General features: G+C 71.4%; 14 protein-coding genes. 2 read left to right on the plus strand and 12 right to left on the minus strand.

Features of this window, described 5'->3' with window-relative positions:
• Positions 1–336 precede the first annotated feature (336 nt).
• Positions 337–1278, minus strand: coding sequence for a 2-hydroxyacid dehydrogenase (locus tag ACFYZJ_RS22325; RefSeq protein ID WP_388570649.1), 942 nt, complete (start codon positions 1276–1278; stop codon positions 337–339).
• Positions 1279–1352: 74 nt separating this feature from the next.
• On the opposite strand from ACFYZJ_RS22325, the gene ACFYZJ_RS22330 reads away from it, so the two are divergent.
• Both ACFYZJ_RS22330 and ACFYZJ_RS22335 read left to right on the plus strand, forming a co-directional pair.
• Positions 1353–2351 (plus strand): aldo/keto reductase, encoded by a 999-nt coding sequence (locus ACFYZJ_RS22330; protein WP_388570651.1) that lies wholly within the window; start codon positions 1353–1355, stop codon positions 2349–2351.
• 119 nt (positions 2352–2470) lie between these two features.
• Entirely contained in the window at positions 2471–3628 is a 1158-nt protein-coding gene (locus ACFYZJ_RS22335) for a PQQ-dependent sugar dehydrogenase (protein WP_388570653.1), read from the plus strand.
• A gap of 14 nt (positions 3629–3642) precedes the next feature.
• Here ACFYZJ_RS22335 and ACFYZJ_RS22340 read toward each other — a convergent pair whose 3' ends face one another.
• The 11 genes from ACFYZJ_RS22340 to ACFYZJ_RS22390 form a co-directional block, all read right to left on the minus strand.
• Positions 3643–3837, minus strand: coding sequence for a DUF6191 domain-containing protein (locus ACFYZJ_RS22340; RefSeq protein ID WP_388570655.1), 195 nt, complete (start codon positions 3835–3837; stop codon positions 3643–3645).
• 34 nt (positions 3838–3871) lie between these two features.
• On the minus strand, positions 3872–6955 hold the full coding sequence (locus ACFYZJ_RS22345) for an AAA family ATPase (RefSeq protein WP_388570657.1): 3084 nt from the start codon (positions 6953–6955) through the stop codon (positions 3872–3874).
• A 155-nt stretch (positions 6956–7110) separates the two neighbouring features.
• The gene (locus tag ACFYZJ_RS22350) at positions 7111–7287 is read right to left on the minus strand and encodes a hypothetical protein (protein ID WP_388570659.1); all 177 of its coding nucleotides are present in this window, start codon (positions 7285–7287) and stop codon (positions 7111–7113) included.
• A 193-nt stretch (positions 7288–7480) separates the two neighbouring features.
• The gene (locus ACFYZJ_RS22355) at positions 7481–8059 is read right to left on the minus strand and encodes a hypothetical protein (RefSeq protein WP_388570661.1); all 579 of its coding nucleotides are present in this window, start codon (positions 8057–8059) and stop codon (positions 7481–7483) included.
• Between the two features lie 46 nt (positions 8060–8105).
• The gene (locus ACFYZJ_RS22360; protein WP_388570662.1) at positions 8106–8684 is read right to left on the minus strand and encodes a GNAT family N-acetyltransferase; all 579 of its coding nucleotides are present in this window, start codon (positions 8682–8684) and stop codon (positions 8106–8108) included.
• Positions 8662–10920 (minus strand): MMPL family transporter, encoded by a 2259-nt coding sequence (locus ACFYZJ_RS22365; protein WP_388570664.1) that lies wholly within the window; start codon positions 10918–10920, stop codon positions 8662–8664. Before ACFYZJ_RS22365 ends, ACFYZJ_RS22360 begins: the two co-directional genes overlap by 23 nt.
• 271 nt (positions 10921–11191) lie before the next feature.
• On the minus strand, positions 11192–12706 hold the full coding sequence (gene gatB, locus ACFYZJ_RS22370; protein WP_388570666.1) for an Asp-tRNA(Asn)/Glu-tRNA(Gln) amidotransferase subunit GatB: 1515 nt from the start codon (positions 12704–12706) through the stop codon (positions 11192–11194).
• Positions 12707–12721: 15 nt separating this feature from the next.
• Entirely contained in the window at positions 12722–12964 is a 243-nt protein-coding gene (locus ACFYZJ_RS22375) for a hypothetical protein (RefSeq protein WP_388570668.1), read from the minus strand.
• On the minus strand, positions 12961–14463 hold the full coding sequence (gene gatA, locus ACFYZJ_RS22380; RefSeq protein WP_388570670.1) for an Asp-tRNA(Asn)/Glu-tRNA(Gln) amidotransferase subunit GatA: 1503 nt from the start codon (positions 14461–14463) through the stop codon (positions 12961–12963). Before gatA ends, ACFYZJ_RS22375 begins: the two co-directional genes overlap by 4 nt.
• Positions 14464–14469: 6 nt before the next feature.
• Positions 14470–14766: an Asp-tRNA(Asn)/Glu-tRNA(Gln) amidotransferase subunit GatC gene (gene gatC, locus ACFYZJ_RS22385; protein ID WP_004925108.1), complete on the minus strand. Its 297-nt coding sequence runs from the start codon at positions 14764–14766 to the stop codon at positions 14470–14472.
• Positions 14767–14859: 93 nt separating this feature from the next.
• A complete protein-coding gene (locus ACFYZJ_RS22390; RefSeq protein ID WP_388570672.1) occupies positions 14860–15354 on the minus strand; it encodes a cupin domain-containing protein in 495 nt (164 codons plus the stop codon).
• Positions 15355–15368: the final 14 nt, after the last annotated feature.

A 15368-nucleotide genomic window follows, 5' to 3' on the forward strand; every position in this document is an offset into this window, starting at 1 on the left:
ATCGCCCGTCGCCCCCCTCTGTGTCTGAAAGTTCCGTCCCCGGCGCCGAACGGTGCGCGGCGCAGCCCCTGTCGGGGACGATACACCAGTTTCGTCACTCAGGGACATAGTCCCTCTACTCTCCGTGACGACCAGGAGGAATGCCCGTACGTACCGCGTTCGGGGGACTGCGGAGCGTACCGGAAGCGGACGGGGGTGCGTCGGAAGCGGTGCGTGCGCCGGTGGTGCGACCGTCGGCGGGCGCGTGCGCGGGTGACCGGGGACGGCTCGGACCGTACGCCGCACCGACCGTGCCCGGGACCTGCCCGCCCCCACTCGCCCGCGTGCGGCGCCGGTTCAGCCGCCGGTCGTCAGGACGACGTGCTCGAGCGGTTCTTCCCGCGCGAAACGGTTCAGCTGAGAGCTGAGGAGACGCTGGGCGCGGGGCCAGAAGGCCGAGGTGGGGCCACCGACATGAGGGCTGATGAGCACGCCCGGCGCCTGCCACAGGGGGTGCCCCTCGGGCAGGGGTTCCGGGTCGGTGACGTCCAGGGCGGCGGTGATACGGCCGGACTCCAGCTCGGCCAGCAGGGCCTTGGTGTCGACGACCCCGCCACGCGCCACGTTGACGAGCAGCGCACCGTCCTTCATCCGGGCCAGGAACTCCGCGTCCACCAGGCCTTTCGTCTCCTCGGTGAGCGGAGTGACCAGGACGACGACATCGGCGTCGGGAAGAAGTTCCGACAATCGGGAGAGAGGATGCACAAGGCCGCGCGCTGTGTTGCGCTCGCGGCGCGCGACGCGCGCCACCCGCGCGACTTCGAAGGGTGCGAGCCGGTCCTCGATGGCGGCACCGATCGCGCCGTAGCCGACGATGAGCACGGACCTGTCGGCGAGCGCGGGGTGGAACCCGCTCTCCCAGCGCCCCTCCGCCTGAGCCCGTACGAAGCCGGGGATGCCGCGCAGCGAGGCGAGGATCAGGGCGAGTGCGAGCTCGGCCGTGCTCGCTTCGTGCACGCCGCGCGCGTTGCACAGCCGTACGCCCGGCACGACGGACGACAGGTGGGCGGTGATGTCGTCGACGCCCGCCGTCAGCGTCTGGATGACCTTCAGGTTCCGCATCTGCTCCAGCGGCCGGACCTTGACGTCCTGGCGCTTCATGTACGGCACGGCGTAGAACACGCAGTCGGCCGGGTCGGCGGGAAAGTCCTGCCCGCCGTCCCAGTAGCGGTAGGTCAGGCCCTCGGGCAGACCCTCTATCTCGTCGTCGCGGAACGGAAGCCAAACGTCGTCGCTCATGGTCAGGAGGCTATGCCAAGGATCCGGTGCCGCATTGGTTAGTTTGGGGTGCCAGCAAAGGAGGACGCGGCCAGGTGGAGCGCAGGACGATCGGCGCGGCGACGCTCGAAGTGGGGGCCGTGGGACTCGGGTGCATGCCGATGAGCTGGGGGTACTCCACCTCCCGGCAACGGGGCGACGAGTCGCTGCGGACGGTGCACCGGGCGCTCGACCTGGGGGTGACGCTGCTGGACACCGCCGACATGTACGGGCCGTTCACCAACGAGCTGCTGGTGGGCCGGGTGCTGAAGGAGCGGCGCGCCGAGGCCTTCGTGTCGACCAAGGTGGGGCTGCTCGTGGGCGAGCAGCACATCGTGGCCAACGGCCGCCCCGGCTATGTGAAACGGGCCTGCGACGCGTCGCTGCGCCGTCTGCAGACGGACGTCATCGATCTCTACCAGCTGCACCGGGCGGACCCGGAGGTTCCCGTCGAGGAGACCTGGGGCGCGATGGCGGACCTGGTGCGGGCGGGCAAGGTGCGGGCGCTGGGGCTGTGCGCGGTGGGGGTGCGCGGCGGGCGGCGGACCGGAACGCGGCTGTACGACGGAACGATCCGGCAGCTGGAGCGGGTGCAACAGGTGTTCCCGGTGAGCGCGGTGGAGGCGGAGCTGTCGGTGTGGTCGCCCCAGGCGCTGGACCAGCTGCTGCCGTGGTGCGCGGCGCGCGGCGTGGGCTTCCTCGCGGCGATGCCGCTCGGCAACGGCTTCCTGACGGGCACGCTGACGCCGGGCGAGGGTTTCGAACCGGACGACCTGCGCGCCCGGCACCCCCGCTTCACGGCGGAGATGATGGCGGCGAACCAGCCGATCGTGGCCGGCCTGCGCCGGGTGGCGCGCCGCCACGGTGACGGCGTCACCCCGGCGCAGGTGGCCCTGTCCTGGGTGCTGTCCCAGGGCCCCCACGTGATCCCGGTCCCGGGCGCCAAACAGCGGCGGTGGGTGACGGAGAACGCGGCGGCCTCCGTGCTGCGGCTGACCCCCGAGGACCTGACGGAACTGGCGGCACTGCCGGCGGCGCAGGGGTCGTGGGACTGAACGGGTCCGTTTCGCGCGTGGCCGGAATGTGACGGCGGGTGCGGGGAAGGACGTCGGCCGGGAACCCCATGGACGCGTAAAGCGTAGGCAAGGGCGAACGCCCGCGACGGAGAGACTGCATGGTGCGACGTCGAGTGGTGACGGCCGTGGTGGCCGCGACCGCGCTGCTGGCGGTCGGCTGCTCCTCCGGTGGCGGGGGCACACCGGGTGGGGGCGAGAGTTCCCCGACCGGCGCCGCGTCGCCGTCGTCGTCCGGACGGACCGCCGAAGAGACACCGCCGGCCAAGGGGTCGGTCCGTGTGCTGCGCACGGTCTCCGACCACCTGAAGACGCCCTGGAGCCTGGCTCCGCTGCCGGGCGGCGGACTCCTGGTCTCCTCCCGGGACGACGGGACGATCACCCGGGTCGACGACAGGACCGGCAAGAAGACCGTCGTCGGCACGGTGCCGGGTGTCGCCGCCGAAGGCGAGGGCGGTCTGCTCGGCATCGCGCTCTCCCCCGATCACGCCCATGACCACCTGATCTACGCCTACCTGACGACCGACTCGGACAACCGCATCGTCCGTATGCTGTACGACCCGAAGAAGCCGGCCGGTGAGCAGCTCGGCGCACCGGACACCGTCTTCAAGGGCATCCCCAAGGGCTTCGTCCACAACGGCGGCCGTAGCGCGTTCGGCCCCGACGGCATGCTGTACGCGGGCACCGGCGAGTCGGGCGACCGGGGTCTGGCCCAGGACCGGAACTCGCTGGGCGGGAAGATCCTCCGCATGACCCCCGACGGCGAGCCGGCCCCCGGCAACCCCTTCGGGAACTCGGTGGTCTACTCGTACGGGCACCGCAATGTGCAGGGTCTGGCCTGGGACGACAAGCAGCGGCTGTACGCCTCCGAGTTCGGCCAGGACACCTGGGACGAGCTGAACGCGATCAAGCCGGGCACCAACTACGGCTGGCCGGACGCCGAGGGCAGGTCGAGCGATCCGAAGTTCCAGAACCCGATCGCCCAGTGGCACACCGACGAGGCCTCCCCCAGCGGCATCGCCTACGCCGAGGGCTCGATCTGGATGGCCGGTCTGCGCGGGCAGCGGCTGTGGTGCGTCCCGCTGAAGGGCACGGAGACCGCGGCGCCCCCGCAGGCCTTCCTCACCGGCGCCTACGGCAGGCTGCGCACCGTGGTCGCGGCCGGCGGCGACAAGCTGTGGCTGACGACGAGCAACACGGACGGCCGGGGCAGGCCGTCGCCGAGCGACGACCGGATCCTGGAGGTCGAGGTGTCGTAGGCGGGCCGCCCGGCTCAGTCCCGGTCGGGCTCCGGGGCGGCGGGAGCCGGTTTCGGCAGGCGTATGACCACCGTGCCCGACGCCAGATCGATCGGGCCATGGCCCGGATCGCCGTCCGTGACGTCCACCCTGGTCAGTTCCAGGCGCTTCTTCTCATCGTGGGTGTGTTCGCGGCCCGGTGCGAACAGCTCCTCGAACATGTTGAACACGGCGCCTCCCCAGGGCCTCTCGTCAGCGTAAGCCTCAGCCCGCCGCCTGGACAGGGGGCGCCTCCGCCGGGAACAACCGCAACCGGTGCGCCACCGCCGCCGCCTCGCCCCGCCCCGCGACGCCCAGCTTCGCCAGGATGTTGGAGACGTGGACGCTGGCCGTCTTCGGGGAGATGAACAGCTCCTCGGCTATCTGTCGGTTGCTGCGGCCGACCGCGACCAGGCGGAGCACGTCCCGCTCCCGGTTGGTCAGTCCCAGGGACTCGGCGGGATCGAGCGCGGCCGCCCGCGGCGCGCGGGTGAGGGTGAGGCGGGCGCGCCGGGCGAGCAGGGCGACCGCGTCGGCGAGCGGCCGGGCACCGAGGTGGTCGGCGACCGCCCCGGCCAGCCGCAGCAGCTCGGCGGCCCGCTCGCGTGCGTCCTCGTCGGCACCCGGTACCAGCAGGGACTCGGCGAGCCGGTACCGGACCCGGGCCAGGTCGTACGGGCGGTCCAGGGCCTCGAAGGCGGTCACGGCCTCCGCCCAGGCGTCCGGTTCGCCACGACCCTCGGCGCGCAGCAGCTCGGCGCGGACCCAGCAGGCGTACGCCTGCCACACCGGCACGTTCGCGGCGAGTGTCTTCGCGGTGTCGCGGATCCGCCCCAGTGTCTCGGCGCGGCCCGGCTCGGCGACGGCCGGCCCGAACGCGTCGGCCTCGGCGGTGGCGGCGGCGAGCAGCAGCGGCCAGCCGTAGCGCTGGGTGCCGGGCGGAAACCCTCTGGTCAGCGCGGTGGCGAGCGCGGTGCGCGCGTCGTCGAGGCGGCCCTCACCGGCAGCGATCCCGATGGTGACGTGCTCCAGCCTCAGCTCGTGCTGCGGCATGCTGTCGTGCGTGCCCAGGTACGCACGGGCGGCGGCCAGTTGCCGTGCCGCCTCGGCCAGATCGCCGCGGGCGAGAGCGAGGTGCGCGTGGATCGTGGCGCGGAAGGCGCAGGGCTTGGCGCTCTGGCCGACACGCTCGGAGTTGATCCCTGCCTCGGCGGCCTCCTCCCAGCGGCCCAGGGAGTAGAGGGACTCGCCGAGGTTGCCCCACACCCAGGCCTCGGAGTCCGTCAGCCCCAGCTTCCGGGTGATCTCCAGACCCTCACGGAGCACGTCGGCAGCCTCCCGGGAACGGCCGATGCCTTCCAGGTGGGACGGCAGGTTCACATACAGACGGCCCCTCACGTAGGGCTCGCCGAGAGCGGCCGCCTGCTCCTTGACCTCGTAGATCTCCGCGAGCCCGGTGTCGATGTCACCGGCGTCGACGAGGAGGCCGCCCAGGGTGAGGCGGGCGTTGAGCTCGATGTCGCGGGCGCCCACCATGCGCGCGTACTCCACGGCGCGCTCGGCAGCCGAAAAGGCTTCCGGGCCTGGCTGGTGCAGCATCGACCAGCCGGCGACCATGGCGAGCACCTCGGCGTGCACCTCGGAAGGCGGCAGTCCGCGCACCAGCTCCTGGGCGGTGGCGAGTTCCTTCCAGCCGTCGCCGCGGCCCGTGTGCTGCACGAGTCGCGAGCGCTGTACCCAGAACCAGGCGGCGCGCAGGGGGTCCCCCCGGCTCGAACCGTGTTGAGAGCCTGCGGGAGGGTTGGAATCCTCCTCCAGCAGGCGCAGCGCCCGCCTGGTGATCTTCAGGGCGCGTTCCCGCTCCCCGCACAGTCGGCCCGCCACCGCCGCCTCGGCCATCAGGTCGAGGTAGCGCAGAGGTGTGGTGGCCGGGTCGCAGCCGCAGGGCGGGTAGACCTCGGCGTGGTCCACGGGCCGCAGGGCCGCCCGTACGTCGTCGGGGGCGAGGTCCCAGAGCTCCATCGCCCGCTCCAGGAGCCGCAGTTGCTCGGAGTGGGCGTGCCGGCGGCGGGCCTCCACGGCGGCGTCGAGGACGGCGGGCAGGGCCTTGGCGGCGTCGTGCGCGTGGTACCAGTAGCTGGCCAGGCGGGTGGCCCGCTGGTCGGCGGGGACGAGTGCGGGATCGGCCTCCAGGGCTTCGGCGTAGCGTCGGTTGAGGCGGGAGCGCTCGCCGGGCAGCAGGTCGTCGCTGACGGCCTCGCGGACCAGCGAGTGGCGGAAGCGGTAGCCGTCGCCGTCCGGGGTGGCGAGCAGGATGTTGGCGCCGACGGCGGCGCGCAGGGCCTCGATGAGGTCGTCCTCGGCGAGTGAGGCGACGGCCGCGAGGAGGCGGTACTCGACGGTGGAGCCGCCCTCGGCCACGGCCCGGACGACCCGCTGCGCGGTCTCGGGCAGCGCTTCCACACGGACGAGCAGGAGGTCGCGCAGGGAGTCGGTGAGGCCGGTGCAGCAGCCGTCCTGGGCGGCGACCGCCAGTTCCTCCACGAAGAACGCGTTGCCGTCGGAGCGGGCGAAGATGTCGTCGACCTGGGCGGGGTCGGGGTCGGCGCCGAGAATGCCGGCGATCTGGCGTTCGACCTCGGTGCGGTTGAAGCGGCCCAGCTCGATGCGGCGGACGGTGCGCAGGCGGTCGAGTTCGGCGAGGAGGGGGCGCAGTGGGTGGCGGCGGTGGATGTCGTCGGAGCGGTAGGTGGCGACGACGACCAGACGGCCGCTGCGCAGCGTCCGCAGGAGGTAGGCGAGCAGGTGGCGGGTGGAGGCATCGGCCCAGTGCAGGTCTTCCAGGGCGAGGACGACGGTGCGGCGGGCAGCGATCCGCTCGAGCAGGCGGGCGGTGAGTTCGAAGAGGCGGGCCATGCCCTCCTCGTCGTCCCGGGGGCCGCGGCGGGCCTCGCCGAGTTCGGGCAGCAGCCGCGCGAGCTCCTCCTCCTGGCCGGCGGCGGCCTCGGCGAGTTCCTCGGGAAGCTGCCGGCGCAGGGCGCGCAGGGCGGTGGAGAACGGTGCGAAGGGCAGCCCGTCGGCGCCGATCTCCACGCAGCCGCCGAGTGCGACGACGGCGTCCCCGCGGGCCGCGGCCGCCGTGAACTCCTCCAGCAACCGGGTCTTGCCGACGCCCGCCTCGCCCCCGACGAGCAGCGCCTGGGGCTCTCCGGCACCGGCGCGGGCGAGCGCGTCCCGCAGCGCCCCCAACTCCTCGCCGCGACCGACGAAAACGGGGCTGACGGACCTGGTCTCCACGCCCCCGAGCATGTCATGAGGCACTGACAGCGCGGCACCGATTATTCGCACCGGCGATGCGGAAGCGGCCGCCCCCGGTGATGGGGGGACGGCCGCTGCGGCGGATCGGTCGGGGTCGGCGTGCGCCGGGAGCGCGGGGCCCGCGCCGTCCCGGCACGGCCGCGTGTTCACGCCGCGCGGGCGAGTCCGCTGCGGCCCTGACGCGAACTATGGGACCGGGCCGGGCGGGCCGCGTCGTCGGCCGACTGCCGGCGGCGGCGCTGGGCCGCGCGGGCGAGGCGGTAGTCGTCGGCCTCGCGGATCAGCTCGGCGGAACGGATCTTGTGCAGGTCGTAGGCGAGCATGTGCTTCCCCCTTGGAGGTTGTGGCGCGGCATCGCTTTCCGCGCTGTCTCAACCTTCGTTTCCGAGGGGGGTCCGCCGCATCGGGAAGATTCCGCATCTTCTTACTGACCCGGGTCCTTAGATGCGAAGAGGAGGTCTTAGGGGCCCGGCGAGTACGCCGGAGACGCCCCAAGACCCCTCACAAGTGCGGCGTTCAGCCGGCGGACGGCAGCCCGAGCAGGATGTCCGTGTACTTCAACACGGCCAGGAACAGGCCGATGACACCGAGCGCGACACCGCCCCACGCGACCGACTTGATCCACGCCGCCTGTGGCTTTCCGGGTGTCCCGAACGCCGGCCGGGCCAGCACCACGACGCCTACGATCAGCGCGGCCAGCGCGAACAGGCCGCCCCACAGCGCCGTGGCGTGCCAGGCGTCGCCGTAGACCGCCTTGATCTGCTTGGCGACGCTCGCCTGGGACGAGGTCTGCAGCTGGCCGACCAGTTGCTGGCGCGCTCCGGCCACGGTGCCGAGCCAGCTGCCGCTGAGCGAGATCAGGCCGAGTGCGGCGGAGACCACCGCCCCGGCGCCCTGGCCCACGCCGGAGGGGCCCTTCGGGGTGGCCTCCTCGACCGCCTCCGTCACCTCGCTCGTCTCTGGGGCCTCGGTGGCCTCGGTGGCCTCGTTGGCCTCGTTGGCCTTGTCGGTCTTGGTGACCTCCGCCTTCTGCTCGTCGTTCGTCGCCTCGACGCCGCTCACGGCCCCGGCCTCGTCCACTGTCTTGGTTCCCATGCCTCGCACCGTACGGACGCTGTCTGAGAGGTCTCTTAATGATCGTCTACTGGTGATCGTCGCCGCCTGCACGCGCGCGTGCCGCACGCCACTCGGGGGCGAGCACCGACCAGACCTCGATGTCCTGACGCACACCCCGGTGCGGGTACGCCTCGCGGAGCACCCCTTCCCGGGTCATGCCGAGCCGTCGCGCCACGTTGATGCTCGGTTCGTTGGCGGACGACGCGTACCACTCCACACGGTGCATGCCCCGCTCGTCAAACGCCCAGTCGACGAGCACCCGCGCCCCACGGGTGACCAGGCCCCGTCCGGCCGCCGCGGGCTCCAGCCAGCAGCCGAGCTCGCAGTTGCCCCCCGCGGCGTCGAAGACGCGGAAGAGCAGTCCGCCGACCAGCTTGCCGTCCAGCCACAGCCCGTGCAGGAAGCCACTGTCGGCGGCGCGCTTGTCGGCGTACGACTGCAGGACGGCCCGGGCGGAGTCGACGTCCGTCGCGTTCACCCCGAACGGGATGTGCCGGTTGATGAACTCCCGTCCCCGGTCGAGGTGCGCCAGGAACTCCTCGCCGTGCCACGGCTCCAGGGGCCGCAGCTCGGCTCCGTCGTCACCCAGGGATATCCCGTACATCCTGCTCCCGCTCCGTCAGCAGCACGTCGATCACGGCATCGTCGCCAAGACGCTGCCGGGGAATCGCCGGAACCCCCGGAATCGGCGCACGGCACTCCGGCGGTTCGATGCTGATCCGCGGCAGCCGGCGCTCCAGCCAGGAGGGCAGCCACCAGTTGGCGGCGCCGAGGAGGTGCATGAGGGCGGGGACGAGCAGGGTGCGCAGGACGAAGGCGTCCAGGGCGACGGCGGAGGCGAGCGCGATGCCGAACATGGCGATCACCCGGTCGCCGGCGAGCACGAAGGACAGGAAGACGGAGATCATGATGACGGCGGCCGAGTTGATCACCCGGCTGGTCTCGGCGAGTCCGATGCGCACGGCGCGGCGGTTGTCGCCGGTCTCCAGCCACTCCTCGTACATGCGGCTGACCAGGAACACCTGGTAGTCCATGGACAGGCCGAAGAGCACCGAGACCATGATCACGGGGAGGAAGGGCTCGATCGGGCCGGCACTGCCGAGGCCCAGCAGCTCGCTCCCCCAGCCCCACTGGAACATCGCGACGACCACGCCGAAGGCGGCGGCGACGGCGGCGAGGTTCATCGCGGCGGCCTTCAGTGGGATGCCGAAGGACCGGAAGGCCAGCAGGAGCAGCACGCAGCCGAGGCCGATCACCACGCCCACGAACAGTGGCAGCTTGCCGATGATCACGCTCGCGAAGTCGTCGTAGCCGGCCGTCACTCCGCCCACGTACAGGTCGAGGCTGGTGCCCTTCTCGGCGCGCGGCAGCACGTCGGAGCGCAGCCGTTTCACCAGGTCGCTGGTCTGCTGGGACTGCGGGGCGGAGTCGGGCACGACGGTGAGGTACGCCGTGGTGCCGCTGCTGTCGTACGTCACCGGTGTCACGGCGGCGACGCCCTTGGTGGTGGCGAGCGTGGAGTCGAGGTTGTCGAGGACGAGCTTGTCCTCGGCACCACCGACCTTGCCGACCAGGGTGAGCGGGCCGTTGACGCCGGGCCCGAAGCCCTCGGCGAGCAGGTCGTAGGCCTGCCGGGTGGTCGACGTCTTCGGGTCGTTGCCCTGGTCGGAGGTGCCGAGGTGGAGGGAGAGCGTGGGCAGCGCGAGCAGCGCCATGACGGCCAGGGCGACGGCACCCAGCTTCTTGGGGTGGCGTTCCACGAACGCGGACCAGCGGGCCGACAGCCCGGTCGGCACCTCGGGTTCGGGCCCGTGCTCGTAGAGCCTGCGCCGCTCGCGCCTGCTGAGGGCGCGCGGGCCGATGTAGGACAGCAGGGCGGGCAGCAGGGTGATCGAGGCCGCGACGGTGAGCAGCACGGTGAGGCAGGCGGCGACCGCGACGCCGTTGAGGAAGCCCAGCCGGAGGATCAGCATGCCGAGCAGCGCGATGCACACGGTGGCGCCCGCGAAGACGACGGCCCGACCGGTGGTGGCGACGGCGTTCACGGCGGCCTCGGTCACCGGGACGCCGCGCTTGAGGCTGCGGCGGTGCCTGGTCACGATGAACAGCGCGTAGTCGATGCCGACACCGAGGCCGATCAGCACGCCGAGCATGGGCGCGAAGTCGGCGACGGTCATCGCGTGCCCGAGCAGTTCGATACCGAAGTAGGCGGTGCCGACGCCGATCAGCGCGGTCGCGATGGGCAGCAGGGAGGCGGCGAGCGAGCCGAAGGCGAGGAAGAGGACCACGGCGGCGACGGCCACGCCGATGACCTCGGCGAGGTGCCCGCCCCCCGCCTCGGTGAGCGAGACGGCGCTGCCGCCGAGTTCCACCTGGAGCCCGCGGGTCTCGGCGGCCTTGGCAGTGCTGACGACGGTCTGGGCCTCGCCCTTCTTGATGTCCTGGGACTCGTGGGCGAAGGTGACCGTGGCGTACGCGGTGTGGCCGTCGCGGCTGATCGCGTCGCCGTGGTTGCCCTGGTAGGGGTTGGTGACGGAGGCGACGCCGGGCAGGTCCGCGATGCGGTCCAGGGTGCGGGTCATCGTCTGCTGGACGTCGGTGTCGCGCACGCTGCCGCCGGCGGTGTGCCAGACGACGGTGTCACTGTCGCCGCTCAGGTGCGGGAAGCTCTTCTGGATCAACCGGTAGGCGTGGTCGGACTCGGTGCCGGGGGCGCCGTAGTTGTTCGAGTACGCGGAGCCCGTGACGGCTGCCGCGGAGGTGACGCCGGCGAAGGCGATCAGCCACAGCAAAACCGTGAGAAGGCGGTGGCGGACACACCAACGTGCGAGGGCTGCCACGGATCGTGCTCCCTGGGGTCATTCGTGGATCTTTGCCCGGGGACAGCCACAGATGGAACTGAACATCCCGCAAAGAACACATGAGCAATCCCCAACACTTTCGCAGCCCACGAAGATCCTTTGTCGCTTTCGTGGGCTTCCTCACAAGAGTGGGACCTAAGTCACAGGACAATCCCAGCAACTCTGTCGCCACATAAGGTTTTTGTAAGCGAAGAAGGGGCAGTACACCAGGTTCGGTGCACTGCCCCTCGGGGGCGTTCCGCGATCTCCGTCAGCCCTCGCTGACGCCCAGCTTCTGCAGGATCAGCTCCTTGACGCGGGCGGCGTCGGCCTGGCCGCGGGTGGCCTTCATGACGGCGCCGACCAGGGCGCCGGCCGCGGCCACCTTGCCGCCGCGGATCTTGTCCGCGATGGCCGGGTTGCCGGCGATGGCCTCCTCGACGGCGGCGGTCAGCGCGCCCTCGTCGGAGACGACCTTCAGACCGCGCTTCTCGACGACCTCGTCCGGGGTGCCCTCGCCCGCGAGGACGCCCTCGATGACCTGGCGGGCCAGCTTGTCGTTGAGGTCGCCCGACTCCACCAGCTTGGTCACGCGCGCGACCTGCTCCGGAGTGATCGGCAGCTCGTCCAGGGCCTTGCCCGACTCGTTGGCGTTGCGGGCCAGTTCGCCCATCCACCACTTGCGCGCGGCGGCCGCGTCGGCGCCCGCGTCGATGGTGGCGACGATCAGGTCCAGGGCGCCGGCGTTGAGGATCGCCTGCATGTCGGTCGCCGAGACGCCCCACTCCTCGCGCAGCCGGTTGCGGCGCACCAGCGGCAGCTCGGGCAGCCCGGCGCGCAGCTCCTCGACCCACTCGCGCGCGGGCGCGACGGGCACCAGGTCCGGCTCGGGGAAGTACCGGTAGTCCTCGGCCTCCTCCTTGGTCCGGCCCGAGGTGGTCGTACCGGTGTCCTCGTGGAAGTGGCGGGTCTCCTGGGTCACCGTGCCACCGCTGCCGAGCACGGCGGCGTGGCGCTGGATCTCGTAGCGGCAGGCGCGCTCGACGGACCGCAGCGAGTTGACGTTCTTGGTCTCGGAGCGGGTGCCGAACTTCTCCGAGCCCTTCGGCATCAGCGACAGGTTCACGTCACAGCGCATCTGGCCCATCTCCATGCGGGCCTCGGAGACGCCGAGTGCCCGGATGAGCTCGCGGAGCTCACGGACGTACGCCTTCGCCACCTCGGGGGCGCGCTCGCCGGCACCGACGATCGGCTTGGTGACGATCTCGATCAGCGGGATGCCGGCGCGGTTGTAGTCCAGCAGCGAGTGCTGGGCGCCGTGGATGCGGCCGGTGGCGCCGCCGACGTGGGTCGACTTGCCGGTGTCCTCCTCCATGTGGGCGCGCTCGATCTCCACGCGGAAGGTCGTGCCGTCCTCCAGCTGCACGTCGAGGTAGCCGTTGAAGGCGATCGGCTCGTCGTACTGGGAGGTCTGGAAGTTCTTCGGCATGTCCGGATAGAAGTAGTTCTTCCGGGCGAAGCGGCACCACTCGGCGATCTCGCAGTTCAGCGCGAGACCGATCCTGATCGCGGACTCCACGCCGGTCGCGTTGACGACCGGGAGGGAGCCGGGCAGGCCGAGGCAGGTGGGGCAGGTCTGGGTGTTCGGGTCGGCGCCGAGCGCCGTGGAACAGCCGCAGAACATCTTGGTCCTGGTGCCGAGTTCGACATGGACCTCGAGGCCCATGACGGGGTCGTACGACGCCAGCGCGTCCTCGTACGACACCAGGTCGGTCATGGTGGTCACGGTGAAACTTCCCTCTCAGCCCAGCAGGACGTCGTCGTCGCCCAGCCGCTTCAGCTCGCGGACGAGGATGGCGAGGCCGGTGACGATGGCGGCGGCGGACACGGCGGCGTCGATCAGGCGCAGCGTGTCGTGTTCGAGGCGGGCCTTCTTGACCTGCTTCGCGACACTGATCGCGCCGAACGCGGTGGTGGCCATGGACAGGTACGTACCGGACTTCGACTTCTTGAAGCCCTTGGCCTTCGACAGTGCCTTGCTCACAGCGACGGAGCCTCCTCGAGAAGCGGGTGCCCCCACTTTTCCACGAAGGCGGCCTCGACGGCGGCGCCGACCTTGTAGAGGCGGTCGTCCTTCGTCGCCGGGGCGATGATCTGCAGGCCCACCGGGAGGTTGTCCTCCGGGGCGAGACCGCAGGGCAGCGACATGGCGGCGTTGCCGGCCAGGTTGACCGGGATGGTGCACAGGTCCGCGAGGTACATCGCCATCGGGTCGTCGGCGCGCTCGCCGATCGGGAAGGCGGTGGTGGGGGTCGTGGGCGACACGATCACGTCCACCTTCTCGAACGACTTCTCGAAGTCGCGGGTGATGAGCGTGCGGACCTTCTGGGCGGAGCCGTAGTACGCGTCGTAGTAGCCGCTCGACAGGGCGTACGTGCCGAGCATGATGCGGCGCTTGACCTCCGGGCCGAAGCCCTCCGCACGGGTGAGGGAGGTGACCTCCTCGGCGGAGTGCGTGCCGTCGTCGCCGGAGCGCAGGCCGTAACGCAGACCGTCGAAGCGGGCGAGGTTGCTGGAGCACTCGCTCGGCGCGATCAGGTAGTACGCGGCCAGCGCCAGGTCGAAGGACGGGCAGTCCAGCTCGACGATCTCGGCGCCCAGCTCCTTCAGGAGCGCGACGGACTCGTCGAAGCGCTGCAGGACACCGGCCTGGTAGCCCTCGCCGCGGAACTGCTTGACGACACCGACGCGCATGCCCGCCACGCTGCCGTTGCGGGCGGCCTCGACGACCGGCGGGACCGGGGCGTCGATGGAGGTGGAGTCCAGCGGGTCGTGGCCGGCGATCACCTCGTGCAGCAGGGCCGCGTCCAGGACCGTACGGGCGCAGGGGCCGCCCTGGTCGAGGGAGCTGGAGAACGCCACCATGCCGTACCGGGAGACCCCGCCGTACGTCGGCTTGACGCCGACCGTGCCGGTGACGGCGGCGGGCTGACGGATGGAACCGCCGGTGTCGGTGCCGATGGCCAGGGGCGCCTGGAAGGAGGCGAGCGCGGCGCTCGACCCACCGCCGGAACCACCGGGGATACGGGTGAGGTCCCAGGGGTTGCCGGTCGGCCCGAACGCGCTGTTCTCCGTCGACGACCCCATGGCGAACTCGTCCATGTTGGTCTTGCCGATGATGACGACGTCGGCGGCCTTGAGCTTCTTGGTGACGGTCGCGTCGTACGGCGGGATCCAGCCCTCGAGGATCTTGGAGCCGACGGTGGTCGGGATGCCCTCGGTGGTGAAGATGTCCTTCAGCGCGAGCGGCACACCGGCGAGCGGGCCGAGCTTCTCGCCGCGCTCCCGCTTCTCGTCGACGGCGCGGGCCTGCGCCAGCGCGCCCTCACGGTCGACGTGGAGGAAGGCGTGCACCTTCTCGTCGACGGCCTCGATCCGGGCGAGGTGGGCCTCGGTGACCTCGACGGCGGTCAGCTCGCCGGAGGCGATCTTGGCGGCGGTCTCGGCGGCGGTGAGCCGGATGATGCTGTTCTTGTCCGTCATGGCGGGCTACTCCTCCCCCAGGATCTGCGGCACCTTGAAACGCTGCTGCTCCTGGGCCGGGGCGCCGGACAGCGCCTGCTCGGGGGTGAGCGACGGACGGACCTCGTCCGGGCGCATGACATTGGTCAGCGGCAGCGGGTGGGAGGTCGGGGGTACGTCTTGGTCGGCGACCTCGCTGACGCGGGCGACCGCGCCGATGATGTCGTCGAGCTGGCCTGCGAAGTGGTCGAGCTCTTCGGGCTTCAGCTCCAGACGCGCCAGCCGGGCGAGGTGGGCGACCTCCTCGCGCGTGATGCCAGGCATGCAGCGATCCTCTGGGGTGAGTGTGTGTGCTTTGGCCCAATCCTATGGGGCGGGACACGGTCCCCGTGAAACGGTTTGCCGCCCGCCCGCCCCTCAGCTTCGGCGCCCTTCCCAGGTGTCGCTGCGCAGGAAGTGGTTGTCGTAGAGGTCCTGCACCTCCAGCAGGCTCTCCGGGGTGGCCTCGCCGAGGCGGATGCGCTGGAGGTGGCGGAAGTACTCGAAGCGTTCGACACCCGGTGTGATCACGATGAGGATGTCGGCGCAGGCGCCCGGAACGGCGGCGAAGGCGTGCGGCCTGCCCGGCGGGACGATGACCAGGTCGCCGCGCTCGGCGGTGACGATGTCGTCGCCGGAGAGGAGCTCGGCGGCCCCGTCGAGCAGGTAGAACATCTCGGCGGAGTTGTGGTGTAGGTGCGGGCGCGCACCGTCGGCCCCCTCCCCGAGGGTGACGCGCACGGTGGACAGCGCCCCTCCGCTGGCGCTGCTGTCGGCCAGCAGCTTGACGCCGACGGGGGCGCCACCGACCACCTCGGCCTCGGCATCACGGACGATCACGGACTCGTCGAACTTCGGGACGAACAGCGACATGGGCAACCCCCTGG

The organism is Streptomyces sp. NPDC001848, from assembly GCF_042891915.1.
Lineage (GTDB): Bacteria > Actinomycetota > Actinomycetes > Streptomycetales > Streptomycetaceae > Streptomyces.